24 protein-coding genes and 1 pseudogene are annotated in these 25996 nt (G+C 57.2%); 13 read left to right on the top strand and 12 right to left on the bottom strand.

Going from position 1 to position 25996, the window contains the following annotated elements; all coding sequences use genetic code 11:
* Positions 1 to 490: 490 nt before the first annotated feature.
* The 4 genes and pseudogenes from tnpA to MCG44_RS12020 form a co-directional block, all read left to right on the top strand.
* A pseudogene (gene tnpA, locus MCG44_RS12035) lies at positions 491 to 940 on the top strand (IS200/IS605 family transposase); the annotation flags it as partial.
* A 341-nt stretch (positions 941 to 1281) separates the two neighbouring features.
* A complete protein-coding gene (locus tag MCG44_RS12030) occupies positions 1282 to 2709 on the top strand; it encodes a sodium:solute symporter family protein (RefSeq protein WP_147573172.1) in 1428 nt (475 codons plus the stop codon).
* 126 nt (positions 2710 to 2835) lie between these two features.
* On the top strand, positions 2836 to 3837 hold the full coding sequence (locus MCG44_RS12025) for an ornithine cyclodeaminase family protein (RefSeq protein WP_207721883.1): 1002 nt from the start codon (positions 2836 to 2838) through the stop codon (positions 3835 to 3837).
* A 14-nt stretch (positions 3838 to 3851) separates the two neighbouring features.
* Positions 3852 to 4922, top strand: a complete 1071-nt coding sequence (locus MCG44_RS12020; RefSeq protein WP_240288442.1) for an NAD/NADP-dependent octopine/nopaline dehydrogenase family protein — start codon at positions 3852 to 3854, stop codon at positions 4920 to 4922.
* A gap of 54 nt (positions 4923 to 4976) precedes the next feature.
* On the opposite strand, the gene MCG44_RS12015 is transcribed toward MCG44_RS12020, so the two are convergent.
* Complete coding sequence (locus MCG44_RS12015) at positions 4977 to 5915, bottom strand: AEC family transporter (protein ID WP_240288440.1); 939 nt, start codon at positions 5913 to 5915, stop codon at positions 4977 to 4979.
* Positions 5916 to 6018: 103 nt separating this feature from the next.
* Positions 6019 to 7653 carry a class I adenylate-forming enzyme family protein gene (locus MCG44_RS12010; RefSeq protein WP_186851821.1) on the bottom strand — a complete coding sequence of 545 codons (1635 nt, stop codon included), beginning with the start codon at positions 7651 to 7653 and terminating at the stop codon, positions 6019 to 6021.
* 664 nt (positions 7654 to 8317) lie between these two features.
* Here MCG44_RS12010 and MCG44_RS12005 point away from each other — a divergent pair.
* The 6 genes from MCG44_RS12005 to MCG44_RS11980 all read left to right on the top strand — a co-directional run bounded on the left by MCG44_RS12005 (position 8318) and on the right by MCG44_RS11980 (position 13275).
* Positions 8318 to 8632, top strand: coding sequence for a YerC/YecD family TrpR-related protein (locus MCG44_RS12005; protein ID WP_147573180.1), 315 nt, complete (start codon positions 8318 to 8320; stop codon positions 8630 to 8632).
* 24 nt (positions 8633 to 8656) lie between these two features.
* Positions 8657 to 10399 (top strand): indolepyruvate ferredoxin oxidoreductase subunit alpha, encoded by a 1743-nt coding sequence (gene iorA, locus MCG44_RS12000; protein ID WP_186851822.1) that lies wholly within the window; start codon positions 8657 to 8659, stop codon positions 10397 to 10399.
* 3 nt (positions 10400 to 10402) lie between these two features.
* On the top strand, positions 10403 to 10975 hold the full coding sequence (locus MCG44_RS11995) for an indolepyruvate oxidoreductase subunit beta (RefSeq protein WP_147573184.1): 573 nt from the start codon (positions 10403 to 10405) through the stop codon (positions 10973 to 10975).
* Positions 10975 to 11340, top strand: a complete 366-nt coding sequence (gene crcB, locus MCG44_RS11990; protein ID WP_412531146.1) for a fluoride efflux transporter CrcB — start codon at positions 10975 to 10977, stop codon at positions 11338 to 11340. Before MCG44_RS11995 ends, crcB begins: the two co-directional genes overlap by 1 nt.
* 178 nt (positions 11341 to 11518) lie before the next feature.
* Positions 11519 to 12820, top strand: a complete 1302-nt coding sequence (locus MCG44_RS11985; protein ID WP_147573188.1) for a phenylacetate--CoA ligase family protein — start codon at positions 11519 to 11521, stop codon at positions 12818 to 12820.
* A 20-nt stretch (positions 12821 to 12840) separates the two neighbouring features.
* Positions 12841 to 13275, top strand: a complete 435-nt coding sequence (locus MCG44_RS11980; RefSeq protein ID WP_147573189.1) for an ACT domain-containing protein — start codon at positions 12841 to 12843, stop codon at positions 13273 to 13275.
* A gap of 119 nt (positions 13276 to 13394) precedes the next feature.
* Here MCG44_RS11980 and MCG44_RS11975 read toward each other — a convergent pair whose 3' ends face one another.
* Positions 13395 to 13817: a GNAT family N-acetyltransferase gene (locus tag MCG44_RS11975; protein ID WP_147573191.1), complete on the bottom strand. Its 423-nt coding sequence runs from the start codon at positions 13815 to 13817 to the stop codon at positions 13395 to 13397.
* Positions 13818 to 14028: 211 nt separating this feature from the next.
* On the bottom strand, positions 14029 to 14754 hold the full coding sequence (locus MCG44_RS11970) for a TraX family protein (protein WP_240288439.1): 726 nt from the start codon (positions 14752 to 14754) through the stop codon (positions 14029 to 14031).
* A gap of 207 nt (positions 14755 to 14961) precedes the next feature.
* Here MCG44_RS11970 and MCG44_RS11965 point away from each other — a divergent pair, with 207 nt between their 5' ends.
* Both MCG44_RS11965 and MCG44_RS11960 read left to right on the top strand, forming a co-directional pair.
* Positions 14962 to 15315 carry a BlaI/MecI/CopY family transcriptional regulator gene (locus MCG44_RS11965; RefSeq protein ID WP_240288437.1) on the top strand — a complete coding sequence of 118 codons (354 nt, stop codon included), beginning with the start codon at positions 14962 to 14964 and terminating at the stop codon, positions 15313 to 15315.
* A 4-nt stretch (positions 15316 to 15319) separates the two neighbouring features.
* On the top strand, positions 15320 to 16660 hold the full coding sequence (locus tag MCG44_RS11960) for a M56 family metallopeptidase (RefSeq protein ID WP_240288435.1): 1341 nt from the start codon (positions 15320 to 15322) through the stop codon (positions 16658 to 16660).
* Between the two features lie 19 nt (positions 16661 to 16679).
* Here the strand turns inward: MCG44_RS11960 and MCG44_RS11955 are convergent, their stop codons facing one another.
* The 4 genes from MCG44_RS11955 to MCG44_RS11940 form a co-directional block, all read right to left on the bottom strand.
* Positions 16680 to 17126 (bottom strand): SseB family protein, encoded by a 447-nt coding sequence (locus MCG44_RS11955; RefSeq protein ID WP_240288433.1) that lies wholly within the window; start codon positions 17124 to 17126, stop codon positions 16680 to 16682.
* Positions 17127 to 17160: 34 nt separating this feature from the next.
* On the bottom strand, positions 17161 to 18006 hold the full coding sequence (locus MCG44_RS11950; RefSeq protein WP_240288431.1) for an amidohydrolase family protein: 846 nt from the start codon (positions 18004 to 18006) through the stop codon (positions 17161 to 17163).
* A 120-nt stretch (positions 18007 to 18126) separates the two neighbouring features.
* Entirely contained in the window at positions 18127 to 19671 is a 1545-nt protein-coding gene (locus tag MCG44_RS11945) for a sodium:solute symporter family protein (protein WP_147573201.1), read from the bottom strand.
* 251 nt (positions 19672 to 19922) lie between these two features.
* Complete coding sequence (locus MCG44_RS11940) at positions 19923 to 21038, bottom strand: SLC13 family permease (RefSeq protein WP_412531145.1); 1116 nt, start codon at positions 21036 to 21038, stop codon at positions 19923 to 19925.
* Between the two features lie 22 nt (positions 21039 to 21060).
* Between MCG44_RS11940 and MCG44_RS11935 the strand changes: the two genes are divergently transcribed.
* Positions 21061 to 21204: a hypothetical protein gene (locus MCG44_RS11935; RefSeq protein ID WP_240288427.1), complete on the top strand. Its 144-nt coding sequence runs from the start codon at positions 21061 to 21063 to the stop codon at positions 21202 to 21204.
* Here MCG44_RS11935 and MCG44_RS11930 read toward each other — a convergent pair.
* The 4 genes from MCG44_RS11930 to MCG44_RS11915 all read right to left on the bottom strand — a co-directional run bounded on the left by MCG44_RS11930 (position 21201) and on the right by MCG44_RS11915 (position 25986).
* Positions 21201 to 22553, bottom strand: coding sequence for an MATE family efflux transporter (locus MCG44_RS11930; RefSeq protein WP_186851828.1), 1353 nt, complete (start codon positions 22551 to 22553; stop codon positions 21201 to 21203). The two genes, MCG44_RS11935 and MCG44_RS11930, sit on opposite strands and share 4 nt — an antisense overlap.
* Position 22554: 1 nt before the next feature.
* Positions 22555 to 22989 (bottom strand): MarR family winged helix-turn-helix transcriptional regulator, encoded by a 435-nt coding sequence (locus tag MCG44_RS11925; protein WP_147573206.1) that lies wholly within the window; start codon positions 22987 to 22989, stop codon positions 22555 to 22557.
* A gap of 171 nt (positions 22990 to 23160) precedes the next feature.
* Positions 23161 to 24591: a pyruvate kinase gene (gene pyk, locus MCG44_RS11920; RefSeq protein ID WP_186851829.1), complete on the bottom strand. Its 1431-nt coding sequence runs from the start codon at positions 24589 to 24591 to the stop codon at positions 23161 to 23163.
* Between the two features lie 213 nt (positions 24592 to 24804).
* A complete protein-coding gene (locus MCG44_RS11915) occupies positions 24805 to 25986 on the bottom strand; it encodes a pyridoxal phosphate-dependent aminotransferase (protein WP_240288425.1) in 1182 nt (393 codons plus the stop codon).
* Positions 25987 to 25996 lie beyond the last annotated feature (10 nt).

Raw genomic sequence — 25996 nt, 5'->3', positions numbered from 1 at the left:
GGTTTATTCCGTGTGTTTATGAAGGCCAATGCAACATTCAAAGCCAGCTGTTGACGTTCTGATTGTAATCATCATAATAAAGAACGGTAGGCGAGCCTGTTATACGCAAAAAATGCTCAAAAAACTTACAAAAAAGTTGCAGATGGGTGCACTGCCGTTCGATCTCTTTCGTCCCAACGGAAAGGGAGGATTAAAACCCGATATTCATTGGTGTTTAATGGATTGAACGATTTTTAAGATGAAACTTAATAGCGCGAAAAAGCACAGCCGACCACTATAACACACATAACGAAAGTCGTTCGAGTTCTGTTGTCTCCACCAGGAAAAGACACCCATTCGGGTGTCTTTTCTTTTTTGTATTCTGACCCCCCCGGCTATGCCGGGGGGTTCCGTAAAAGCTTAGCGGAGAGTATGCAATAAACACTCCCTTTGCTATACTTGAAGTGCGGTCTGGCAACTGCACCAAAGAAGCAAAGGGAGGTCATCCAAAATGAATGACAGCAGTAGTTTATCACCTACAAGATGGAACTGTAAATATCACATAGTGCTTGCCCCCAAGTATCGTAGGAAGCTATTTTATCAGAAAAAGAAGCAAGAAATCGGGGGAATATTGTGAAGGTTATGCGAGTGGAAACAAGTTGAGATTATAGAAGCGGAAGTATGCCCAGATCACATCCATATGTTGGTAAGCATACCGCCAAAGATTAGTGTGTCTGGATTTGTGGGATTCCTAAAGGGGAAAAGTACTCTGATAATTTATGAAAGACATGCAAATCTGAAGTACAAATATGGGAATCGACAATTCTAGTGCAGAGGATATTATGTGGACACGGCCGGAAAAAACGCAAAAGCGATAGCAGAGTATATCAAACACCAGCTGGACAAAGATAAAATACAGGATCAAATTACAATGAAAGAATTTGTAGACCCTTTTAAGGGGACAAGTAACAAGCCCCTCGCAGCTGACAGACCGTACAAAGCGCCAGCAGGCGCTGCTAGTAACATAGGGCTTTGCCCGCATATGAAGAACCCCCGGCTATGCCAGGGGGTTCCTATTGATTTTTCCCCTTTATTAGCTCTGTGGATAACCTAGAGTGCCCTGTCGGTTGGCTTACTTGTGAATCAATATGACACCAGATGAGAAATTTTGGAGCTGCAGCAGAAAAAAACTGTAGCACTTTAACGGTTTAAAGTCTTGACTTGCGCGGATAAGTGAACTATAATAATCCAGAACGCGATTCGCGATCAAATTTATACCTTGTGTGTTGAGGAGGAAAAATCGTGGAAGGATCTACAAGCGGATTGATGCTGGTGCTGGCCAGCACGGTCCTGGTGATGCTGATCGGCTTTGGCATTGCCTTCTATTTCCAGCGCAGGACCAAAACAGCAGAGGACTGGGCTATGGGCGGACGAAGCCTGCCGTCTTATGTAATTGTCTTTACCCAGTTTGCCACCCTGGTAGGCGGCGGTGTGCTGGTGGGCCATGTGAGCATCGGCTTCAGTTATGGTATGGCTCCCTTGACTTACGGAATATGTGGCGCGGCTGGCTGTTTTATCATGGCCATCATCGCAGCTTGGCTTCGTGAGAATGAGTTTACCACTATTCCCGACATTTTTGAGAAAGTTTATGGCAAAAACCGCTTCCTTATGTTAGTGGGTGCCCTGATGGCCATGGTGGTCCCCTTTGGCTGGATCGCCTCTCAGGCCACCGCCTTTGCTAAACTATACACTTCCATAACCGGAATTGACAGCCGGATCCTTGTGGTGGGGATGATTGTAGTCAGTGTGTTGCTGACCCTTCCCTCCGGCTTTAAGGCTGTGGCCTGGACTGATTTTGTGTTTGGCGTGCTGATGCTGGCTTTGTGTCTCCTTACCGGCGTGCAGGCTCTGGATATGGCTGGCGGCTGGGAAAATATTGTGGCCAACCATCCCGCCCCTGAAACACTATCCCTTCCTGGAGGGCTGATGTCCGCTGGCTTCGCCACCACCGCACTGTGGTTCATCGCCGCCACCCCTGGCATGATGACCAACCAGATGACCCTTCAGCGGGTGTGCGCCGCAAACTCCGCAAAGAATGCCCGTCGTACTTTGATTGTGGGCGGTATACTGATTGCTGGAATTGAGTTGTGGGTGGTGGTAGTAGGCAACGCCTGCCGAGTTCTCAATCCTGGCCTGGCCCCCGAGGATGCTAGCGGCTGGTTCCTGACCCAGATTCCTACCTGGGTGCTGGCTTTGTTCTCCGGCTTTATTGCTACTACTATTCTATCGACCACGGACAGCGCCCTTCAGTCTGTGTCCGTCAATCTGACCCAGGATATCTACAAACAGTTCATAAATCCCAACGCTGAGGACAAGAAGCTGCTGTCCGTGTCCCGAATCTGCACTGTGTTTGTGGCCGTGGCTGCCGTGGCCTTGGCCATCGTATTCCCACGGGTGTTGGATCTGATCGTCGCCTCTTATGCATACTCAGCCTCCGGGCTGCTGGTGCCTATCTACTGCGGCTATGCTTTCCGAAATAAGAATTTCCTGACTCCGGCTAGCGGTGTCGCGGGCGTAGTGGGTGGAGTGATTGGCTGCGGTCTGGCCCAGGCGTTTGAAGCCTCTCTGCCTGCTGTCTTTGGGATTCAGTTGCCCTATGCCATTTATGGAATCTTGGCTTCCTTCCTCTGCCTGATTGTGGTGGCCCTGGCTACCAGGAAGTCCAAATAAGAATATTTCTGGGGCGCTTGAAGAACAGGAAAAAAAGTGATAAAATTTGAAACCAAGACAGAATGACTGTCGGCGGCGGGCCGTGCTCGCCGCCGACAAGATTACCGAAATAAGGAGGAGTTTATGATGAATACCATTCTGTTAAAGGAATCTGAGATCAAAAAGCTGGTCTCCATGCGGGACATTATTGAGATAGTGGACAAGACCTTCGTGGACTTGGGGGAGGGCAAGACGATCAATCCTACGAAGCTGAACCTGAACCTAGGGGACAGCGAGCCTACCAACCTGCCCTATAAGGCATCCCTCAATGCCATGCCCGCCTATATTGCCTGGCAGGATATGGCTGGCCAGAAGTGGGCCGGTGGCTGGGGCAAGGGCCGTCGTGAGATCGGCCGCCCCTTTATCAACGCCCTGATCATGCTGGTTCATCCCAACTACGGCGACTTCCTGGCCGTGATGGATGGCGCCTGGATTACCAATATGCGCACCGGTGCCCAGACCGCCGTTATCCTGCGCTATCTGTTGAAGGATAAGAAGGATATTACCGTTGGCCTGTATGGCGCCGGTGTCCAGGGCCGTACACAGACCGAAGCCCTGACCGCTATCTTTAATGTCCAAAAGCTGTATGTTTATGACCCCGTGCCCGCTGCCGCCGCCAAGTTTAAAGAGGACATGAAGGACTATGTCCAGGGCGAAATCATCGTGGTGGATCACCCCCAGAAAGCGGCCAAGGCGGATGCGGTCATCACTGTTACTCCTGCTACTCAGGCATTCCTGAAGGGAGAGTGGCTGGAGAAGGGCACCGTCTATTTTGCCATGGGTTCCTACCAGGAATGTGACGACCAGGCGATTCTGGGTGCTGATAAGCTGATCTGTGACCATGTGGGACAGTGTCTCCACCGCGGCAATCTAAAGCATTTGGCTGAAGAGGGTAAGATTACGGAGAATAGCGTGTACTGTACCGTGGGAGAACTGGCTGCCGGCATGAAGCAGGTGGGCGACGTGGCGGATCAGAAGCTGCTGGTGGTCCCCATCGGAATGGGCTGCCTGGATGTAGCTGTGGCTGGCATCGCCTACCGCAAGGCATTCTCCCTGGGTGTGGGGGAGACCTTCGCGTTTGACGAATAAGGAAGGCGGACTCCATGAAGCAAAATTTTGCGGTATTGGGTGCCGGCAACGGCGGACAAGTAATCTCCGCCTATTTGAAACTGTGTGGGAAACATGTGACCCTGTATGACCGCTTTCCTCAAGTCTTAGCGCCGATAAGAGCCAGAGGCGGCATTCAGCTAGAGGGAGTTTCCAAAACCGGTTTTGCCAAGCTGGATCAAATCTGTGAGGATGTGGCCCAGGCGGTAGACGGAGCGGAGATCATCTTTGTAGTACTGCCCGCTTTTGCCCATGCCTATGTGGCCCAGGAGCTGGCAGGCTGCTTGGTGGACGGCCAGACGGTCGTCGTTTGTCCCGGCGCGACCGGCGGCGCGTTAGAATTCCGGGCAATCTGGGACAGGGCCGGCTGTCGGTCCAAGGTCCGCCTGTGTGAGACGAACAGCTTGTTCTATGCTGCCCGGGCCCAGGATGCTGTAGCTACCATTTCCGGAGTGAAGGATGAGCTGTCTCTGGCGGCCCTGCCTGCACAGGATACTCAGGCTATCATTGACGATTTGTCTGATGTGTACCCACAGCTGATTCCCGCAGCCAATGTACTGGAAACCAGCCTAAACAACATGAATACGGTCGTCCACCCTCTGCCAGTTCTGCTCAACGCGGGCAGTATCGAACGAGGGGAAAAGTTCCGCCACTACTTTGACGGCATCACCCCCGCGGTGGGCGAGGTAGTGGAGCAGATGGACCGGGAGCGGGTAGCTGTGGGCAGGGCCTACGGGCTGGATATTCTCAGTCTGAGAGATGCTTATATCCACTACTACCATGTTCAGGCAGAAAAGATGTCAGACCTGTGTCATATGTCCCAGGCCCACGCCAATATTATGGCTCCTGGGGTGCTGGACTCCCGCCTGATCGTGGAGGATGTGCCCATGGGGCTGGTGCCCATCTCCGCCCTCGGCCGGGCAGCAGGGGTGCCCACCCCGATCATCGATTCGGTGATTACGCTGACGGGTGCGCTGGTCGGCCAGGATTTTTGGAAGTCCGGCCGGACGATGGAGTCACTAGGAATTGCCGGGTTGGACCGGGAACAGCTTATGGCGAAACTATAATATAAAAGGGCCTGTGGCGAAAAAGCCACAGGCCTTTTTATAAGATGGGACGTATCACAGCAGGGCGAGCTGTTTTAGCAGGAAAATCCACAGGAATAGGGTCAAGCTGCAGAGCAGAGAGGTAGTGACAATCAACTGGGCGGTCAACTGATGGTCGCTGTCGCAGGCCAGAGCCATAGGATAAGAGGTAGAGGCGGTGGGGGAGGCGATACAGACCAGTACAGTGCCTAGCGCCCCGCCCCGGAAGCCCATCAAAATGGCAGGAATCACCGCACAGGCTGGAGCAATGACCAAACGGACCAGCGCCCCAAAAAGGACAGGCTTCCAATTTGTCCGCAGCCCGCCCAGCCGGAAGGAGGCCCCTAGGGCGATCAGCGTAGTAACACTGCCTGCGTTGCCCAGACTGGCCACAGTGGTTTCCACGCAGGAGGGCAGCCGTACTTCCAGAAACAGACAGATCAGACCCATCAGGCAGGCCAGGATCAGCGGGTTGCGAAGGATGCTAGTCAATGTTTTCTTCAGATCTGCCCGCTCTCCACGGCAGGTTTCCAGTGTGATTACCGCCATCACATTGTACATGGGGACCATAATAGCAATGGCCATGGACAGCAGCGCTACCCCATTCCCATCCATCATTTGTTGGGCTAGGGACACTCCAACCACGGCGATGTTAGTGCGAAAAGAGTTCTGGATATAGGCGCCCCGGCGTCTGTGATCGGGCTCTGCCTTAGTATAGATTAAATAGCAGAGCAGGAACCAGCCCAGCAGCCACAGGGCTAGGTACAGAAGAAGGTCCGGCTGGATGGCTGTAGATAAGTCGGTGGAATAGATGTTGGAAAAAAGGAGGCAGGGAAGCAGGGCGTGGAAGCTGAGAGAACTGAGCTGGTCGAACATCCCTTCCGGTACTACTTTACTCAGCCGGATGAGAAGACCGGTGCATAGAGTGAGAAACATGGGGATGACACAGTTGACAGATACAATGAGATTTTCCAATTTCTATACCACCTTATCTAGTTCCCTTTTTGTCTATTGTAGCACAATCAGAAAAAAAGGGAAGAAAAAGATAGGCCAGTTCCACGGAACTGGCCTATCTGTCTTACGACCGGTTTTGCGCCTCTACCAGCCGGACGCCGCAGTATTGCTCCCGTAGCTTGGGCTTCTCGATCTTGCCGGTGGGATTCCGGGGAACGTCAGCGAAGATGAGCTTGCGGGGCCGCTTATATCGGGGGAGATCCATACAGTACTGGTTAATTTCGCTCTCGGTACAGGTCATGCCCTCTTTCAACTGGATGATGGCGGCGGCAATCTCACCCAGTCGGTGATCGGGTAGGCCAATCACAGCCACGTCGTGGACCTTGGGATAGGCGGACAGGAAGGCTTCGATTTGAACCGGGTACAGGTTCTCGCCGCCGGAGATGATCACATCCTTTTTCCGGTCTACCAGATAGATAAAGCCCTCCTCGTCCTGACGGGCCATATCCCCGGTGTGGAGCCAGCCGTTTTCCAGAACCTCGGCGGTGGCCTCCGGATTGTGGTAGTAGCACACCATAACGCCGGGTCCCTTGACACACAGCTCGCCTACATCACCCTGCTTCACCAGGGCATTCTGTTCGTCCACAATTTTTACCTTCCAGCCATAGCCGGGAACCCCGATGGCCCCCACTTTGTCCAGGTGATCCATGCCCAGATGGACACAGCCAGGGCCGGTGGACTCGGACAGGCCATAATTGGTATCGTACTTGTGGTGGGGAAAGTAGCGCATCCAGTGTTTGATGAGGGAGGGAGGGACTGGCTGGGCGCCAATGTGCATGAGCCGCCACTGGGACAGATGGTAGTCCTCCAGCTCCAGGTCCCCTCGGTCTAGGGCGGCCAGGATGTCCTGACACCAGGGGACCAACAGCCAGACGATGGTGCACCGCTCAGAGGAGGCGGCCTCGAAGATAGCCTGTGGCGTGTTGCCTTTCAGCAGAACTGCCCGGCTTCCAGTGAACAGAGAACCAAACCAGTGCATCTTGGCGCCCGTGTGGTACAGGGGCGGGATGCACAGGAAAACATCCTCATGGGTGGTGGCGTGGTGGATGGCCTCCATCCGGGCGGACTGGATCAGGGCCTGGTGCTTGAGTAGGATAGCCTTGGGAAAGCCGGTGGTCCCGGAGGAGTAATAGATGGCGGCTTCGTCCTCGTCATCGATCAGCACCTTGGGAGCGACGCTGGAACAGTTGGCGGTGGCTCGGTGGTAGTCCTCGGCAAAGGAGGGGCAGGTGTCGCCCACGAAGAAAAGGAGCATCTGCCGGGATATCTTGGGCACAATGGCCTCCACTCGGCCGATGAACTCCGGCCCGAAGAACAGCACATCCACGTCAGCCAGCTTCAGGCAGTAGTCGATCTCGTCGGAGGTATAGCGGAAATTGAGAGGGACGGCCACCGCTCCGGCCTTTAAAACTCCGAAGTAAATGGGGAGCCACTCCAGGCAGTTCATCAGCAGGATAGCGACCTTCTGTCCTCTGCGGATGCCCCGACCCAGGAGCATATTGGCAACCCGGTTGGCTTTCTCGTCAAAGACGGACCAAGTGATCTCCCGGCGGTAGGGGACGGAGGAGGTGGGCTGGATCAACTCGTACTCCTTCCAGGTGACCCGCTGTTCCTCCTGGATCTCGGGGTTGATCTCTACCAGGGCGATTTCCTCACCGTATAGTTTGCTGTTGCGCTCCAACAGATCCGTGATAGGCATGGCGCTCATATCCTTTCCAAGGCCGGATTCGGCCAGGTGCTTTATTGATTTCAACCTTTAAACCGTTAAAGTATCATAACCCATTTGCGGCCTGTTGTCAAGAGGGAAACGCCAACGGGGATGGAGGCGAGGCTGTAATTGATAAAAGCGGCATTAGGTAGGCAGTCCTGTCCAGCCCCTGTACCCGGAAGTAAACAGGGAAAGTCGTTCAAAGAACAAAAATGGACTTGACAAATGATGCCAGAGGTGTATAATGCGAACCAATAAAGTGTGGACGGAAACAAAGTAGGGCGCGGGTCCGGCTGTACAGAGAGTTCCCGGTAGGTGTGAGGGGCACAGCTTCGCGTTTGAAATTTCATTTCCTGAGCTGTCCGAGGAAAGGCTTTGGGCTGAGTAGAGCGGATCGGGTCCTCCCGTTACAGAGGCTGGGTGTTGTTGGACACCCGATAAGACTGTCCCTATGGGGACGGTGAACAGAGGTGGTACCACGGGAGACGTTTCCCCGTCCTCTAGCGGCTTGGGCTGCTAGGGGGTTTTTTGTTTTTTAGTAGAATTTGGCCCCGTAAAAAGAGAAAGGCTCATTTACTTTTTTGCTTTTGTGTGCTACACTTTACACAAGTAAATTCTCCTGGAGGAGAAGAAACTTGGAAAAGGAGCGAAGACAATGGCGAAAGGGGAAAAGAAAGGCCGAAGCCTGGCCCTGTACGAAACTATTTTGAAGCTGAAGGATCTAGACGAGTGCTGCCGGTTTTTTGACGACCTGTGCACCCCGACCGAGCTGCGCAGCCTGGAGCAGCGGTTCGATGTGGCGGTCTACTTGCAGCAGGGGTTGGTCTATTTGGACATTCTGGAGAAAACCGGGGCCTCCAGTGCCACCATTAGCCGGGTCCGCCGGTCCATGCTGGACAACGGCGCCGGCGGTATTATGCGGGAGGTTATTCAGCGGGAAACTCTTCACAACAGGGGAAGCGACGAATAAATATTAGGAAAGCAGGGAAGAAACATGAAACAACTGATGCTGGGTAATGCCGCCGTTGCCCGTGGGCTTTATGAGGCCGGGTGCTGCGTGATCTCCAGCTACCCCGGTACCCCCAGTACTGAAATTACCGAGGAGGCCGCCAAGTTCGACGATATCTACTGTGAGTGGGCCCCCAACGAGAAAGTGGCTATGGAGGTGGCCTTCGGCGCCAGCCTGGCTGGGAAGCGGGCCTTCTGTGGCATGAAACATGTGGGGTTGAATGTGGCCGCTGACCCTCTATTTACTATGAGCTATACCGGCGTGAACGGCGGTATGGTTATCGGCGTGGCTGACGACGCGGGGATGCATTCCTCTCAAAATGAGCAGGATTCCCGCCGCCACGCCATTGCCGCCAAGGTGCCTATGCTGGAGCCCTCCGACTCCGCCGAAGCCCTGGCCTTCACCAGGCTGGCCTTTGCGCTGTCCGAGGAGTTCGACACCCCGGTGCTGCTGAAAATGTGTACCCGGGTGGCCCACTCCCAGTCTCTGGTGGAGTTGTCCGACCGGGAGGAGAGGCAGACCGTCCCCTATGAGAAGAACATCGCCAAATATGTGATGATGCCGGGCAACGCCATCCGCCGCCACCCCGCAGTGGAGGAGCGCACCGGCCGGCTGCGGGAGTGGGCGGAGACTGCTCCCATCAATCGGGTGGAGATGGGCGGTACCGGCCTGGGCATCATTACCTCCTCCACCAGCTACCAGTATGTGAAGGAGGTCTTTGGGGACAGCGTGTCCGTGCTGAAGCTGGGTATGGCCAACCCCCTGCCCGTCAGGCTGATCCGGGACTTCGCCGCCAAGGTGGACAAGCTGGTGGTGGTAGAGGAGCTGGACCCCATCATTGAGGAGCACTGCCGCACCCTGGGCCTGGAGGTGTCCGGCAAGGATGTACTGCCTATGGAGGGGGAGTTCTCCCAGAACCTGGTGGCCGCCCGGCTGGGCGGGACCGTACATAGCGGGAAGGCTCTGGACGACGCCATTCCGCCCCGGCCTCCGGTCATGTGCGCCGGCTGCCCCCACCGCGGGCTGTTCTACACCTTGAACAAAAACAAGTGCACCGTCCTTGGGGATATCGGCTGCTATACTCTGGGAGCGGTGGCCCCCCTGTCCGCCATGGATATGACTTTGTGTATGGGGGCCTCCATCTCCGCCATCCACGGCTTCAACAAGGCCCTGGGCACGGAGAGTGAGGGCAGGACGGTGGCCGTCATCGGCGATTCCACCTTTATGCACTCTGGAATGACCGGATTAGCTAACATCGCCTATAACCAGTCCAATTCTACCGTCATTATCCTGGATAACTCCATCACCGGCATGACTGGCCACCAGCAGAATCCCACTACCGGCTACAACATCAAGGGCGACCCCGCCGGCAAGATCGACCTGGAGGCCCTGTGCCGGGCCATGGGCTTCAACCGGGTGCGGGTGGTGGACCCCTATGACCTGAAGGCCACCGACCAAGCAGTGAAGGAGGAGCTGGCCGCGGACGAGCCCTCCGTCATCATCAGCCGCCGGCCCTGCGCCCTGCTGAAATACGTTAAGCACAAGGCGCCGCTGAAGGTAAACACAGACAAGTGCATTGGCTGCAAAAGCTGTATGAAGATCGGCTGCCCCGCCATCTCCATGAAGGAGGGCAAGGCCCATGTGGACAACACGCTGTGCGTGGGCTGCGGCGTTTGTGAGCAGCTCTGCCCCGTGGGGGCCTTCGAGAGCACCGGCAAGGAGGGTTAAGGCATGGAAACCAAGAATATTATGATCGTGGGCGTAGGGGGACAGGGCTCCCTGTTAGCCAGCAAGCTGCTGGGCCACCTGCTGATGGAGCAGGGCTATGACGTGAAGGTGTCCGAGGTCCACGGCATGTCCCAGCGGGGCGGAAGCGTGGTCACCTATGTGCGCTACGGGGAAAAGGTGTGCTCCCCCGTCATTGACAAGGGAGAAGCGGACTATATCGTGTCCTTCGAGCTGCTGGAGGCCGCCCGCTGGCTGGCCTACCTGAAGCCAGATGGACAGATTGTCACCTCTACCCAGCAGATCGATCCTATGCCCGTCATCACCGGCGCGGCCCAGTACCCCGAAAATTTGGTGGAGAAGATGAAGGCCGCCGGCGCCAAGGTGGACGCCCTTGACTGCTTGGCTTTGGCCGAGGAAGCTGGCTCCTCCAAGGCGGTGAACATCGTCCTGATGGGCCGCCTGTCCCACTACTTCGAACTGCCCGAGGAGGCGTGGCACAAGTCCCTGGAGGCCATGGTGCCCCCAAAGTTCCTGGAACTGAATAAGAGAGCGTTTGAGCTGGGGAAGAACGCCTGATGGGGTTGGGCGGTTTAATGGTTGCCGCGGGCGGCGCCTTGGGTGCCGCTGGCCGCTATGGGATAAGCCTGCTGCCATGGCGGGGGGAGTTCCCCCTGCTCACCCTGTGTACTAACTTCCTGGGGGCTCTGGCCATCGGCTTTGTCGTCGGACTGGCCGGGCCGCGCCGCCTTTCCCCCAGCTGGACTCTGTTCTGGAAGACTGGGGTGTGCGGCGGCTTTACCACCTTCTCTACTTTTTCTCTGGAGAGCTTCACCCTGCTGGAGCGGGGAAAGTGGCTTCTGTGCGGGGGATATATGTTTCTAAGCGTGGCGCTGTGCCTGCTGGGAGTGGCCCTGGGGCAGAGGTTGAGCGGGGATGCCTGAATCGGCCCTGTATGTCAGGAACAAAAGGGCGGCGATTGCCGCCGCCCTTCTATTTTTCCATATTTTTTGATATGCCGCCCAATTTGTCCTGGAAGATTTGTCAGGATTGGGCCTTTCTGAACGCAAGAATCAAAAGAAGCTGGAAAGCACGAGAGAAAACTGGAAAGGACTGATACCCATGGAGAGATATTACCAGCCAGAGATCGAAACCGCGTCCCAGGAGCAGATCCGCGCTTGGCAGGACGAGCGCCTGGTCAAGCAGGTGAAACACGTCTGGGACAACGTGCCTTACTACCGCAAGAAGATGGAGGAGAAGGGGCTGACTCCTGACGACATCAAGGGTGTGGATGACCTGCATAAGCTGCCCTTTGTCACCAAGGCCGACCTGCGGGAGGCATATCCCTACGGACTAGTGGCCAAACCCCTGAAGGACTGCGTGCGTATCCAGTCCACCTCTGGCACCACTGGCAAGCGGGTGGTGGCTTTCTACACCCAGCACGATATCGACCTGTGGGAGGACTGCTGTGCACGGGCCATCGTGGCCGCCGGCGGCACCAACGAGGACGTGTGCCAGGTGTCCTACGGCTACGGCCTGTTTACTGGCGGACCCGGACTCAACGGCGGCAGCCACAAGGTTGGCTGTCTGACCATCCCCACCTCCTCCGGCAATACGGAGCGGCAGATCATGTTTATCCGGGACTTAAACGCCACCATTCTGTGCTGCACCCCCTCCTACGCGGCTTACCTGGGCGAGTCTATGAAAGAGATGGGCCTGACCCCCGACCAGATTCCCCTGAAGGCGGGCATCTTTGGGGCCGAGGCGTGGAGCGAGGAGATGCGCCAAGACATCCAGAATACACTGGGTATTAAAGCCTATGATATATACGGCTTGACGGAGCTGTCCGGCCCCGGTGTGGCCTTCGAGTGCTCCGCCCAGTCTGGGATGCATATTAATGAGGATCACTTTATCGCGGAGATCATCGACCCGGACACCGGCGAGGTGCTGCCCGAGGGCAGCCAGGGCGAGCTAGTATTTACCTCCATTACCAAGGAGGCGTTCCCCCTGCTGCGCTACCGTACCCGGGACATCTGCGTGCTCAGTCATGAGCCTTGCCCCTGCGGCCGCACTCATGTGAAGATGACGAAGCCCCGCGGCCGCACCGACGATATGCTTATCATCCGGGGTGTCAATGTGTTCCCCTCCCAGATCGAGACCGTGCTCCTCAACCATGGCTACCCCGCAAACTACCAGATCATCGTGGACCGAGTGAAGTCCACCGATACTCTGGACGTTCAGGTGGAGATGACCCCCGAGATGTTCACCGACAATCTGGGCGAGATCAGCCGCCGCCAGAAGGAACTGGTGGATGGGCTGCGGTCCATGCTGGGACTGGCCGCCAAGGTCACCCTGGTAGCCCCCAAATCTATCGTCCGTAGCGAGGGCAAGGCGGTGCGCGTCATCGACAAGCGCAAGATTTGAAACTAAAGGAGGAAAGCGGTATGAATATCAAGCAGATCTCCGTCTTTGTGGAAAACAAGCCGGGCGCCCTGTATGCCATGACCGGGGTGCTGGCTCAGAACCAGATCGATATGAGGGCCCTGAATGTGGCCGAGAGCAGCGACTTCGGTGTGGCCCGCGTGATCGTGGATGATGTCTATAAGGCCGCCACGGTACTGAAGGAGGCGGGCTATGTCCACAATATCACCCCTGTGCTGGGGGTAGCCATCCCTGATGTGCCCGGCGGACTGAACAAAGTGCTCCAGGTACTCACCGATGCCAAAGTCAATGTGGAGTATATGTACGCTTTCCTGGGCGGTAAGGATACCACCAACGCCTATATGGTATTCCGGGTGGCCGACAACGAGGCGGCTGCCGCCGCCCTTGCGTCCCGAAGCATCAAGACGGTGGACCAGGAGGAGATGAACAACCTGTAAGGACGGGGTGTCCAAACCTTTCACAACGGCAGAGGCCGCCCATTGGGCGGCCTCTGCCGTTGTGAAAGGAAGGATTTGTCTTCGGGCGGGTCCATAATGATAGAAGATCCATGCTGGCCTTATCGAGTCCACACCATCCGATATTCCATCTCTCCGGTATGCTCATCCAGCCCTTCCCGCTGTATCACGAACCGTTCCCTCTGATAAAAGGCGACCGCTCTGGAATTTTTCTGGTATACGTTTAGCTCCAGTCGGTCTTTGCGGGCCTTTACAAAGTCCAGCAGCCGTTTCCCAACCCCTTGGGATTGGGCCTCCTGGCGGATAAATATTCCCTCTATGTAACTGCCGTTGAGGCCCACGAAGCCCTGTATGGCTCCCTCTCTCTCACAAAGATAGACCTCGGCTTGGGCAAGGGCCTCCGTTACTTCGGACAACTGGCCTTCCCAATATTGGGAAGGAATAAAAGCGTGGGCTGAGAGATTGGTATTGAGCCAGATAGCGGACACAGCGCTGATATCCTCCGTCTGTAAAGCTCTGATCATAATTCGCTCCTAAGAGATGATTTGGGGTGTCTGATACCATTATATCACAAGAGGGGAAGGGCTGCAACGGAACGAGGGGATGTAAAATGCTCTCTGTGATTGTGCTGCTGATTGGCATACTGCTGATGGGAGCGGGCCTGTATGACCGGACTGTGTTTTGGAGAAAAAAGCTCCGCTTTGAGTGATTTCAAAGCGGAGCTTTTTTGTAAATTTATACATTTAGTATCACTCTCGCCAGGCCAATGGCTGCCAAATGGGCAGGATAGAAGGCATAGAAAAACCACTTTGGCACCTTGATGCCTGTGTGGGTGGGGAGAAAGATGGGAAAGGCAGACAGGACAGCGAAGATGGTCCAGTTGATGGCGTGTCCGGCGATTTTCACACTGAGGGGATCCTCCATTTGTCCGCCCCACAGGGCAGGCAGCCAGAAGAGCACATAGACGGCCGCCCCCAGGACGCGTCTGTTTCGACACAGATAGAAAATGAGCATCAGCACGATGCCGTTGGCCGAGTAATCAAAATTGACAAAGCTGGCCAGCAGGAATAGGGCGAGGAACAGCCACCACCGTCTGGTATGGACTCCCCACAGGGCTAGCAGGCTCACCAGCAGCGTGAAAAAGATGTTCATATTCATCCACTCCGCTTGCCAGTCCCAGGGGTGAAAGGCAAAGATGTAGAAGGGCTGGGAAATCAGGGCGAAGGCCCCCAGCCGCAGGAGGTATTTCCTGATGTCGCGGGTGTACAGCAGACCCACTGTCAGACAGTAGGCGAAGATGGGGAAGGCCAGCCGCCCCACCCATCGAAAGACGGGGTACTCCGGAAAAAAGGCGGTGCCCACATGGTCAATGACCATGGAAAGAATGGCGATCAGTTTAAGAAAGTCAGTGTCCAGATTCGTTTTCAACTTGGGCATGGCGGAGAGCGGTTTGGTTTCCATACGGGTCCTCCTTGTATATGCTTTCGTCCAATGCTGCGACAGTATAACACTGTCGCTGGCAAAACGCAAGACGTTTTGCCCTGACAGGACTGGGGACCGTCCGAGAAAGCTCTGCCCCTTTGGAAAAACTTACCTTGACACAGGAGGTTTATTATAGTAAACTTAATTGAGAGAGGTTTATTGTGATAAACTTAAGAAGGTGAGTCTGTGGAAAAGCTGTTTGAGGGGGAATACCGCGTGATGGAGGTGCTGTGGGACAGCGGGCCGGTAAGCTCCACCCAACTGGTTTCCCTGTGCGGAGAGCGGCTGGACTGGAACAAGAGCACTACCTACACCGTTCTGCGGCGGCTAAAGAATAAGGGCTTAGTGCGCCACCAGAACACAGTGGTTACCCCTCTGGTTACCCGGGAGGAGGTCATCCGGGCCCAAGGGGAGGAGTTGGTGAGGCGGGCAGGGGGACTGCCCCTGTTTATGACCGCCTTCCTCAGCGGCCGAAAGCTTACCGCCCAGGAGGCGGAGGAGCTGAAGGAGCTGATCGACGAGAAAATGGGGGAGGGATAAAGCCGTGGAGCTTGTGGCGCGGTTCTGCTGGTGCGCCATGCTGCAGATGCTCAATTGGAGTATTTACCTGGGAATGGCCTTGGCCGCCCTTCTGGCCCTGAGACCCATGACCCGGCGGTTCCTGGAGCCCCGGCAACGGGTAGCCCTGTGGGGGGTGGTGTGGCTGTCCTTCTGCTTGCCCCAGTGGATAAACCTGCTTGACTGGGTGCCCCTGCCCTTCACCCTCCGCTCTTTCCTGACTCCCCGGACTTATTGCGACAGCGGCTTTGACCATTTCCCTATGTATTTGCCTGAGATTACTGGGGAGGGGACCTATCACCTTGCCCTGCCTGGGGGCTTTTCCATTCCCATCCAGGTGTCCTGGCAGGGGATGGTGCTTCTGGTGCTGCTGGGAGCGGCCTATTTTGTGGTGATTTTTAGCCTGGCTCGCTGGTCAGACCGGGGAGTCAGGAAACTGGCCAGCCAGGGGAGGGCGCTGGAAACGGAGGACTATGAACGGCTGGGGCTGACCATGGCCGAGGGCCAGAGCATCAAGCTGTGTCCGGACCTGCCCACCAGCTTTGTGCTCCGGCGCAAGGGCGGACATGACATCCTGCTTCAGAGAGAGCTGACCGGCGAGCAGATGAAATTGGTGCTCATCCATGAGCGAGAGCATGTGAAACAACGCCATCCCTGGCTCCAGGGGATTGCTTCTGCGGTCTGGATCCTCAATTTCTGGAATCCCCTGGTGTGGCTGGCCTACCGGGCCTTCCGCTTAGACATGGAGCTGGCTTGTGATCAGGGGGTGCTGGAGCAGCTGGACTTGGAGGGCCGGCGGAGCTATGCCCGGACTCTGGTAGAGCTTGCCAGCGACCGCCCAGTATGGGGTGGGGTTACCTCCTTCGGAGAGTGTGACGCAGCCCTCCGTGTCCGGCAGGCTGCCAACTGGCAGCCCGATTACAGAAGCTCCGGGCCGGGGACGTCACGGAGCGGGGACAGGAAAACTGTCCTGGGCTGGGCAGCGGCCGCCGCCCTGGCTGCCTTTCTTCTGGCAGGGGGCCCCTACCGTGCCCTGGATGCCGATGTCCTGGATGTGATGGAGCGGTACCAGATCTGGTCCATGATGGCAGAGGAGGCGGACTGGGACGAGGATACAATTTTCTATGCGGCGGAGGATGGGAGCAGTTATATCTCGGTCCGGTTTCAGGATTTGAATGGTACCTGGTGCCACGCCCTGTTCCGGCGGTGGTTTTGGGGGAATACTATCGACTTCCACTTCACACCTGACGGCAGATCGCCGGACCAAGACCAGAGACTGGACTACTGGGTGTTGCTCCCGGGCGGAAAAACAGAGCCCCTGTCATAAGACAGGGGCTCTGTTCTGTTCAATGCCGGTCCTGCTTCCTGGCTGCCAGATGTTCCATCATGGCCCGGTCGAAGGACAGGCAGGAGCCAAAGGGGTCCACCACAAAGCCCGCCGCCCGGTTGTCCCGCAGGACCATGGCGGCATAGTCGTCAAAGGTGAGGACCAGGGTTTGCTGGTTTTTGGGGCCGCACAGCTTGCGCAGCTCCTCCCAGCAGGTGAAGGCGGGGAAAAAGGGCTGCCCCTCCTGGTTGGACAGCAGTTGGAACTGGATGGCAGTGCCCTCCCCCAGTGGGGCGCTCTCCTGCTGCTCCGGGGCGGGAGAGATGGTCACCGGGGCCAAAAAACGGGCCTTGGAGATGACGATGTCCAGCACTGCCTCCCGGCTCGCCCGGCTGCCCTGGGCGGCCATATCAGCGACCGCCTGGGCCAGTTCCGGGTTGGTGATAGGTTGTGTGAGATCACTCATGGAAAAGACCTCCTAATCAAAAATATCCGGCGCCTTAGGACAGCCCTAGCAGCCTCTGGGCGTTACCGCCCAGAATGGCCTCCAGGTCCGGCTGACTTAGGGGCAGGGCCCGGAGCTGGGCGATGCCCTCTTCCTGCCCACGCCAGGGGCTGTCGGTGCCGAAGAGTATCCGGTGTGCGCCAAAGGTGTCCACCATGCGCAGAAACTGGGCCTTGGACATTAGAGCCAGCTCCTCCGGAGCGAAGTGGCCGTCCCCCCTGTGGGCAATCCGGCCCAGGGCGTAGGCGGTGTCCAGATAGACATGGGTATGGGGCAGCAGCTCCTCCACTTGGTCCCAATTTCTCCACCCACCCATGTGAGCCAGAATGAGCTGGAGGGGGCCTGCCTGTTCCACCGCCCGAAGGACCATCTCTGGGGAGCAGTTTACTTGGCCGGGAAAGCCGATATCCAGTCCGGCGTGGGTCAGCACAATGAGGCCCAGCTCTCCGCACCGGTCCAGGATGCGCAGGTAGCGGGGGTCGTCAAAGTCCACCCCCTGGTAGACGGGGTGGACCTTAATGCCCTTCATACCTAGGGCGGCCACCCGTCCCAGTTCCTCCTTCCAGCCGTCGAAGTCCGGGTGCATACAGCCGAAGGAGAGAATGCCATTCCCCTGGCTGTTCAGGCGAGCGGAGGCGTCATTGATGTGGACCACTTGGCGGGGGCTGGTGGCCACGGGGAGGACCAGGGAGAAATCTACTCCAGCGGCGACCATGGAGGCCCGCAGGCCCGCTTCTGTCCCATCGGTAAAGGGGCGGGTGTGGGAAATATCCTGTAATTTTTGAATAGTGGAGGCGGCGATGCGCTCCGGAAAGGTGTGGGTATGGATATCGACGACCATAGAAAACTTCCTTTCGGAAATGAGGATAGAACATACCGTCAGGGCCCACAAAGTGGGCCCTGACAGAGTCGTGTGCTTATTTAGGATACCACAGCGCCTGCCTTTTTGCAAAGAGGGAATTTATTTGTCCCCCAGGGCCTGGCTTTGCCGGACCAGCACCTTCTCGTCGTAGCAGGAGAAGGCGTCCTCTACCAGCGCACGGTCCGGCTTGGCGGTGCAAAGGGAGACCAGGGGAACGATCACAAGTCCAGCGACCATGCAGAAGGCCCCGGCGTTGATGGGGGACTGAAGGAGGGCGGGAAGGACGGACTTTAGAGGGCTGATGACAGCCAGCATAAAGACGGTGGAAAACAGGAAGCTGGTCCAGCAGGCGGCCTTGGTGGCCCTCTTCCAGTACAGGCCAAAAAGGAAGGGGGCCAGAAAGGCGCCGGCCAGGGCGCCCCAGCTGACGCCCATGAGCTGGGCGATGAAGGTGACGTTGGACCTGTATTGAATGATGGCCAGCACCACGGAGATGGCGATAAACACCACGATGAGGCAGCGCATGACAAAGACCTGGCGCTTCTGGTCCATGTCCTTCCAGACGTGGTCCTTCAGCAGATCCAGAGTCAGCGTAGAGCTGGAGGTGAGCACCAGGGAGGACAGGGTAGACATGGAGGCGGACAGCACCAGGACCACCACCACCGCCAGCAGAACGTCTGGCAGGCCGGACAGCATAGTGGGGATGACGGAGTCATAGCCGTTGGCGGCGATATCGATCTGGCCGCTGAACAGCCGGCCAAAGCCCCCCAGGAAGTAGCAGCCCCCGGCCACGATGACGGCAAAGAGGGTGGAGATGACCGTGCCGGTGTCGATGGCCTTCTCGCTCTTGATGGCGTAGAATTTCTGGACCATCTGGGGCAGTCCCCAGGTGCCGAGGGAGGTGAGGACCACCACGCCCAGCAGGTTCAGGGGGTCGGGGCCGAAGAAGGAGGCGAAGACGCCGGGGGCGGCGGACACCTCCGGGTCGCTCACCTGGGCCAGCCCCTCCAGGGCAGCCAGAAAGCCCCCCTGGCTGTTCAGGACGGCGGCGATCACCGCCACGATGCCGAAGATCATGATGATGCCCTGGATAAAGTCGTTGATGGCGGTAGCCATATAGCCCCCGGCGATGACATACACTCCAGTGAGCACTGCCATGACTACCACACACACGGAGTAGTCGATGTCAAAGGCCATGCCGAACAGCCTGGACAGGCCGTTGTACAGACTGGCGGTGTAGGGGATAAGGAAGATGAAGATAATGACTGAGGCGGCGACCTTCAGGGACCTGGAGCCAAACCGCTTGCCAAAAAATTCGGGCATGGTGGCGGAGTCCAGGTGCTGGGTCATGATGCGAGTCCGGCGGCCCAGCACGACCCAGGCCAACAGAGAGCCCAGGATAGCGTTGCCGATGCCCGCCCAGGTGGCGGCAATACCGTACTTCCACCCAAACTGCCCGGCGTATCCCACAAAGACTACGGCGGAGAAGTAGGAGGTGCCGTAGGCGAAGGCGGTGAGCCATGGTCCGACAGACCGCCCACCCAGCACAAAGCCGCTGACATCGGTGGCGTGTTTCCGGCAATACAGACCGATGCCCACCATGACGGCGAAGAACACCAGCAACATACCCAGCTTGATACCCATTTTGAACCAGTCCTCTCATCAAACACATTTGATTTATTGGTTTGATGCGTTAAAGTTTAACGCACAAAAGCGATAAAGTCAAGAGAGAATTTGATTGTTTGGGCAAAAAGTTTTTCCAAGCTGGGATTCTCCTGATCAGAAGGGGCCAGGAAACAGGGCGATGAAGGGGGCTGCGGGGACTGGGTGGGAAAGCGGCAGATTTGCAAGTGGATGATTGAAGGGACGCTCCCGACACTGGGAACGTCCCTTTGTCACACGGCCAGGAGGAGATAGCCACCCAGCAGTATTGTCAGAAAAACCAAATTGGCCGCAGTGAACCACAACAGGTATTTTCCCTTTTTGTGGGGAGAGCGGCGGACCACCTGCTTATAGGAAATCAAACTGGCCATAGAGGCGATCAGCGTACCCAGTCCCCCCAGATTAGTGCCAACCAGTAGTGCGGTCCCGTTGTCTGTAAAACCAGACAGCAGCAGGGCGGCGGGCACATTACTGAGCGCCTGGCTAGCCAGGACGGCGCATACCGCCTCATGGTGAGCGAGGACGGCCTGGAAAAAGTCATGGCAGGCGGGCAGGCGGCTTAGGTTGCCCACAAAGAGAAAGAAGCCTACAAAGGTGGCCAGCAGGGACCAGTCCACCCGGACCAGCACACGGCGGTCTACCAGGGCAGTGAGCAGGGCCACCAGTACGCATAACAGCGCCACAGGCAGGGCTTTCGCCACCGCGGCCAGACAGAGGACAAAGAGGATGAGGTAAAAGCCCAGACGCCTGCCTTCGGAAATCGCGGGAGGTGTCAGCTTGGGTAGGGACAAGGGGGTGGAGCGGCGGCACAGAAGGAACAGTAGAATCAGCAGACCGGAGGCGGCGGTGAGGGGGAGCATGGACCGGAAAAACTCCCCAAGGCTCATCTGATAGTGGGAGTAGAGGTACAGGTTTTGGGGATTGCCGATGGGGGTAGCCATACTGCCTAGATTGGCGGCGATGGTCTGCATGGCCACCACAGGGATCAGGCGCTCCTCCTCTCCGGCTAGCTCTAGTACCTCCATTGCGAAGGGAACAAAGGTGATAAGGGCCACATCGTTGGTCACCGCCATGCTGAAAAAGAAGGGCAGGAAGATGAGCGCACCCTCCAACTGTCTGGTCGTGGCCGTCCGCTCCAGCAGATGCTCACCCAGACGGCGGAACAGACCCAGCCCCTGGAGCCCTGCCATCACCGCCATCAAAGAAAAGAGTAGCCCCAGGGTGCCGCCGTCGATATAATCCAGATAGGCCCGGTCCGGGGGGACCAGAAAGGCTGTGGCAGCCGCCAGCAGCCAGGCGATGGACAGCACCGTTTCCCGCCGTAAAAATACTATGAGCTTTTGCAACACACATCTCTCCATTCGGGAGGATATGTTAGCACAGACAGGGGGAAAAATCAAAGAAAATATTTTTGTGGGGGAGAGGCTGGAGGATATCGAATTACCATATGTCAGCACTTTGGAGGATAGAGAAATAGGAAAGCCCCCAAGCCAAAATGGCTTGGAGGCTTGTTAAGCCGTCCGGGACAGAAGCTTTTCCTGCCGGAGGACACGGAGAAGAAAGAGAAGGGAGAGAATGGCGGTGAGTACTCCGGTAGAGGTGGAGATGAGCCACACCCCATCCAGCCCCAGGGCGCCGGGCAGTACAAGCAGGGACAGGAGGGGGAAGACAAGAGTCCGGCTGAACGCCAGGACCAGGGAAAGCCCCGGTCGATTCAGGGCGGTAAAGAAGGAGCTGAGGCAGGTGCTCACCCACCCAAGGAGATAGGACAAGGAGAAGAGCTCCATGGCCCGCAGGGTCATGTCCAGCAGAGCTGAGTCCTCCTCCTTGAGGAACAGGGGGATGACCTGTTCGCCTCCGAGCTGCATCCAGACCAGCACAGCCAGGGAGATAGCCGCCGCCGCCGTCAGGACTCGCTTCTCCAGGGCGAACATACGGGTACGGCTGCCGGCACCATAGTTATAGCTGATGGCGGGCTGCATGGAGTCGGCCATGCCGAAAAGGAGGGCGCCGACGATGCTGTCCACATACATCACGATGGAAAAGGCGCTTACCGCCGGGGTGCCGGCCAGATGGAGCAGTACACTGTTGAGGATGACCATGAGCACCGAGCCGGCGATGCTGGAGAAGAATTCTGAGCTGCCATTTGCCAGCAGGGCAGCCAGCTGATGGAGAGGTACCCGGCCCCGGACAAAGCGTAGGGGCAGTTTTTTTCGTAGGAAGGGGAGCAGGCCAAGGACTGTGCCCAGGGCCATCCCAATGCAGGAAGCCAGGGCCGCCCCGGCCACTCCCCAACGGAAGACAATAAGGAATAGAGCGTCCAGTACAATGTTCACAAGGGAGGTGAACACATTGATTCCCATGCTGTACCGGACCCGGCCGCAGATGCGCAGATAGTTGTCCAATGCGAAAAAGAGCATGATAAAGGGGGCCAGCAGAGCATAGACCCGCAGGTAATCCACTGCCATAGCGGTGACCTGACGCTCCGCGCCCATGAGTGCCACTGCGGGCCCGGCCAAGAAGAAACCCGCCGCTCCGATTAGAAGAGAGAGCAGAAGGATGAGCTTGGAGCAGAAGCTGAAAATACGGCTGGCCTCCTCGGACTTCTGCTCCCCCAGGCGAATCGCGATCTGGACCGAAGAGCCCACGGCTACCAGATCGATCAGGGCAAAGCTGATTAAAAGCAGGGGCATGACTAGGTTAACGGCGGCCAGGGCGTCGGCCCCAACATAGCGGCCCACAAAGATGCCGTCCACTACTGTATAGAGCGAGGTGACCGCCATGCTGACCATACTGGGCAGAGCACATCGGAAAAAGAGCCGGGTAGGGGAAAGGGTGATAAAAATACGTTCTTGCTGTGTCATATTAAAGATCCTTTTGATACTCCTTGCTGAATATGTCTAAAATCGCGCAGAACAGGTCAATTTCATCCTGGGAGTAGGCGGCCTCCACCTGACGAGCCGCACGCTCCAGCGGACGGTCATAGGCTTTTAGCGCCAAGGCGGCCGGCCCGGTAACTGACAAGTAGCTGACACGCCGATCCTCCTCGCTCCGGGTTTTGGTTACCAGGCCCAGTTTGACCAGTTCCCCGACTTTGATGGTGGCTGCCGCGCGAGAGATGTGCAGGGTGTCTGCCAAGGTGGTGACAGTGCACACGCCCAGGGCCTGCTGATAGGAGATGACATCCAAATACATGATGCTGTTATAGGACAACTCACCTCCTCCAGTCTTGTTTACTTGGCGCAGGTCACTGACGGTAGAGTCATAATAAAATCTGCACAGACTGTCACGCAGGTCCATAAAACAGGTGCCTCCTAAATAGTTAATCAAATTTAATTAAATTTGCTTAATCAATATAACAGAAGATTACATTGTTGTCAAGTAGGAGAAAGAAAGATGCTAAGAAGTAAAAAATCCGTCCAAGCACAGCTTGGACGGATCAGATGTACGAAAGGGAAAGGAAAGATATGCTCAGAGATCCTCCCCGCTGATGACTTGGGCTTTAATCAGGTTGGTGGAGCCGCTCTTGCCCAGGGGGACCCCAGCGGTAATCACGACCGTGTCCCCAGCCTGGACCAGCCGTTCCTTCAGAGCCACCTCGGCGGACAGAGAGAAGATGCGGTCAGTGGAGTTGACCTCTCCGGTGAGGAAGGGGATGACACCCCAGCAGATGTTCAGCTGGCGGCGCACCTTCTCATGCATGGTCAGGGCGGCCACGGGGCAGGAGGGGCGGAACCGACAGATCATCCGGGCGGTACGGCCGGAGTTAGTGGCCGCCAGGATGGCCTTGGCGTCCAAGTCCTTGGCGGTCAAACAGCAGGTGTGAGTGATGGCGTCGTTAATGTTGCTGGCCGGGACCACCCTCTGCTTTTGGAAGTGGCGCCAGTAGTCAATGGAGGCCTCCGCCTCCTCCACAATGCCTGTCATAGCTGTGAGGGCCTCCACCGGATATTTGCCCCCAGCAGTCTCGCCGGACAGCATGACGCAGCTTGTGCCGTCAAATACGGCGTTGGCCACGTCGGACACCTCTGCCCGGGTGGGCCGGGGGTTGCGCATCATGGAATCCAGCATCTGGGTGGCGGTGATGACAGGCTTGCCTGCCTGAAGGCCCTTGCGGATGATTTTCTTCTGAAGGATGGGTACCTTGGCGGCGGGGATCTCTACGCCCAGATCGCCCCGGGCCACCATAATGCCGTCGGCGGCGGCCAGGATCTCGTCGATGTTGTCTACGCCCTCCTGGTTCTCGATCTTGGCGATGATCTTCACACTTTCCCCGCCACAGTCCTGAAGGACCTGGCGGACCGCCTCAACATCGCTGGCCTGACGGACAAAGGAGGCAGCGATAAAGTCAAAGTCATTCTCCACCCCGAATCGGATGTCTGCCACATCCTTCTCGGTCAGGGCGGGCAGATGGATATGGACGCCGGGGATATTGATGGACTTATTGGCGGATAAAGTACCACCGTTCTCCACTGTGCAGACGATGTCCTCACCCCGGATCTCATCCACCCGGATGGCCACTAGGCCGTCGTCAATGAGGATCTCCTGGCCGGGGGCCACCTCCTGGTGGAGCTTGGGATAGCTGACAGAAACATGCGTCTGGTCCCCCACCTCCTCCCGTGTGGTCAGAGTGAAGGTATCCCCCGCCTCCAGGGAAATGGACTTGGTGTCGAAGTTGCGGATGCGGATCTCCGGCCCTTTGGTGTCCAAAATTGTGGCCACCGGGCGGCCCATAGCGTCACGGACAGCCTTGAGCAGACTAAGCCGCTCCAGGTGCTCCGGGTGGCTGCCGTGGGAGAAGTTGAACCGGGCCGCGTCCATTCCGGAGCGGATCAGGGTGCGAATCATATCCTCGCTGTCCACCGCGGGGCCCAGGGTGCAGATGATCTTTGTTTTTCTCATATTGATTTCCTCCTGTGGGAATCAAACTGTTCAGACTTCGTACATCCCTATCATACAGGAAAAGAGGGGCTTTGAACAGGGGGCAATTCCATGAAATTATGTCCTCTCCATGACCAAAAATCCGACAAATGGGAGGGGGGCTATCCGAATGGTGAACGGACACAGAAGGTATGAAAAGACCCCCTCCCGCTTAGGCGGAAGGGGGCAGTCATTTTATCGGTAGGAGTCAGCCAGAGCCTTGAATTTCGGCAGGGCCCGCTGGATCATCTCGGTCTGGACACAGTAGGCGATGCGCACATGGCCGGGGGCGCCGAAGCCGGAGCCGGGGACCAGCAGCAGGTCGAACTTCTTGGCCCGCTCGCTGAAAGCCAGATCATCGGGCTCCAGGGACCGGGGGAAGAGGTAGAAAGCGCCGCCGGGCTGGGCTACATGGTACCCCATCTCCCGCAGGGAGGAGGTGAGCAGCCGGCAGTTCTCCTCGTACACCTTCAAATCAGAGGTCATATCGCAGCACAGAGAGGTCACCTGCTGGAACAGGCTGGGAGCGTTCACATAGCCCAGGGAGCGGCCCGCCCCTGCCACGGCGGCGTAGACCTCGGCAGAGTCGGTGATGTCACCGGGGACCAGCACATAGCCCAGCCGTTCGCCGGGGAGGGACAGGGACTTGGAGAAGGAGTAGCACACGATAGTGTCCCGGTAGATGTGAGGGACCCAGGGGACCTCGAAGCCCTGGAATACAATTTCACGATAGGGCTCGTCAGAGATGAGGTAGATGGGGTGTCCGTACTCCTGACTCTTGGCGGTGAGGACGGCGGCCAGCCGCTCCAGGGTGTCCTTGGAGTAGACTACGCCGGATGGATTGTTGGGGGTGTTGACCACCACGCCCTTGGTGTGGGGGCCGACAGCCTTTTCAAAGGCCTCAAAGTCAATCTGGAAGTGGTCAATCTCCGGGGGAATGAGTACCATTTTGGCCCCCGCGCCTTCAATGAATACCTTATATTCGGGGAAATAGGGGGCAAATACGATGAACTCGTCCTCGGGGCAGGTCAGTCCGCCGAAGACACAGCAGAGAGAGGCGGCCGCCCCTACGGTGATATAGAGCTGGTCGGCGGTGTAGCTGGCCCTAAAACGGCGGTTCAGGGAGTCGGCGAATCGCTGGCGGGCCTGTGCGTCGCCCTGGGCGCTGGTGTAGCAGTGGATCAGTTCGGGCTGTTCCCGCAGAATGCGGATGGCGGTCTCGTTGACCGCGTCGGGGGCGGGAACGCTGGGATTGCCCAGCGAGAAATCAAAGACGTTTTCAGGGCCGACAACAGCGGCCCGCTGCTTGCCGTACTCAAACAGCTCACGGATCACAGACCGGGCGGTGCCCAGTCCAAGCATACGTTCAGAAACCACGGGGATGACC

The organism is Lawsonibacter sp. OA9 (assembly GCF_022440585.1).
This window is presented reverse-complemented; position numbering and strand designations above follow the sequence as displayed.

What these genes read in the sequence shown, in the direction of transcription:
- MCG44_RS12025 (WP_207721883.1), top strand. Translation starts at nt 2,836, where the DNA reads ATGAATACCATTCTGTTAAAGGAATCTGAGATCAAAAAGCTGGTCTCC.
- MCG44_RS12020 (WP_240288442.1), top strand. Translation starts at nt 3,852, where the DNA reads ATGAAGCAAAATTTTGCGGTATTGGGTGCCGGCAACGGCGGACAAGTA.
- MCG44_RS12010 (WP_186851821.1), bottom strand. Translation starts at nt 7,653, where the DNA reads ATGCCTATCACGGATCTGTTGGAGCGCAACAGCAAACTATACGGTGAG.
- MCG44_RS12005 (WP_147573180.1), top strand. Translation starts at nt 8,318, where the DNA reads ATGGCGAAAGGGGAAAAGAAAGGCCGAAGCCTGGCCCTGTACGAAACT.
- iorA (WP_186851822.1), top strand. Translation starts at nt 8,657, where the DNA reads ATGAAACAACTGATGCTGGGTAATGCCGCCGTTGCCCGTGGGCTTTAT.
- MCG44_RS11995 (WP_147573184.1), top strand. Translation starts at nt 10,403, where the DNA reads ATGGAAACCAAGAATATTATGATCGTGGGCGTAGGGGGACAGGGCTCC.
- crcB (WP_412531146.1), top strand. Translation starts at nt 10,975, where the DNA reads ATGGGGTTGGGCGGTTTAATGGTTGCCGCGGGCGGCGCCTTGGGTGCC.
- MCG44_RS11985 (WP_147573188.1), top strand. Translation starts at nt 11,519, where the DNA reads ATGGAGAGATATTACCAGCCAGAGATCGAAACCGCGTCCCAGGAGCAG.
- MCG44_RS11980 (WP_147573189.1), top strand. Translation starts at nt 12,841, where the DNA reads ATGAATATCAAGCAGATCTCCGTCTTTGTGGAAAACAAGCCGGGCGCC.
- MCG44_RS11975 (WP_147573191.1), bottom strand. Translation starts at nt 13,817, where the DNA reads ATGATCAGAGCTTTACAGACGGAGGATATCAGCGCTGTGTCCGCTATC.
- MCG44_RS11970 (WP_240288439.1), bottom strand. Translation starts at nt 14,754, where the DNA reads ATGGAAACCAAACCGCTCTCCGCCATGCCCAAGTTGAAAACGAATCTG.
- MCG44_RS11955 (WP_240288433.1), bottom strand. Translation starts at nt 17,126, where the DNA reads ATGAGTGATCTCACACAACCTATCACCAACCCGGAACTGGCCCAGGCG.
- MCG44_RS11950 (WP_240288431.1), bottom strand. Translation starts at nt 18,006, where the DNA reads ATGGTCGTCGATATCCATACCCACACCTTTCCGGAGCGCATCGCCGCC.
- MCG44_RS11945 (WP_147573201.1), bottom strand. Translation starts at nt 19,671, where the DNA reads ATGGGTATCAAGCTGGGTATGTTGCTGGTGTTCTTCGCCGTCATGGTG.
- MCG44_RS11935 (WP_240288427.1), top strand. Translation starts at nt 21,061, where the DNA reads ATGTTAGCACAGACAGGGGGAAAAATCAAAGAAAATATTTTTGTGGGG.
- MCG44_RS11930 (WP_186851828.1), bottom strand. Translation starts at nt 22,553, where the DNA reads ATGACACAGCAAGAACGTATTTTTATCACCCTTTCCCCTACCCGGCTC.
- MCG44_RS11925 (WP_147573206.1), bottom strand. Translation starts at nt 22,989, where the DNA reads ATGGACCTGCGTGACAGTCTGTGCAGATTTTATTATGACTCTACCGTC.
- pyk (WP_186851829.1), bottom strand. Translation starts at nt 24,591, where the DNA reads ATGAGAAAAACAAAGATCATCTGCACCCTGGGCCCCGCGGTGGACAGC.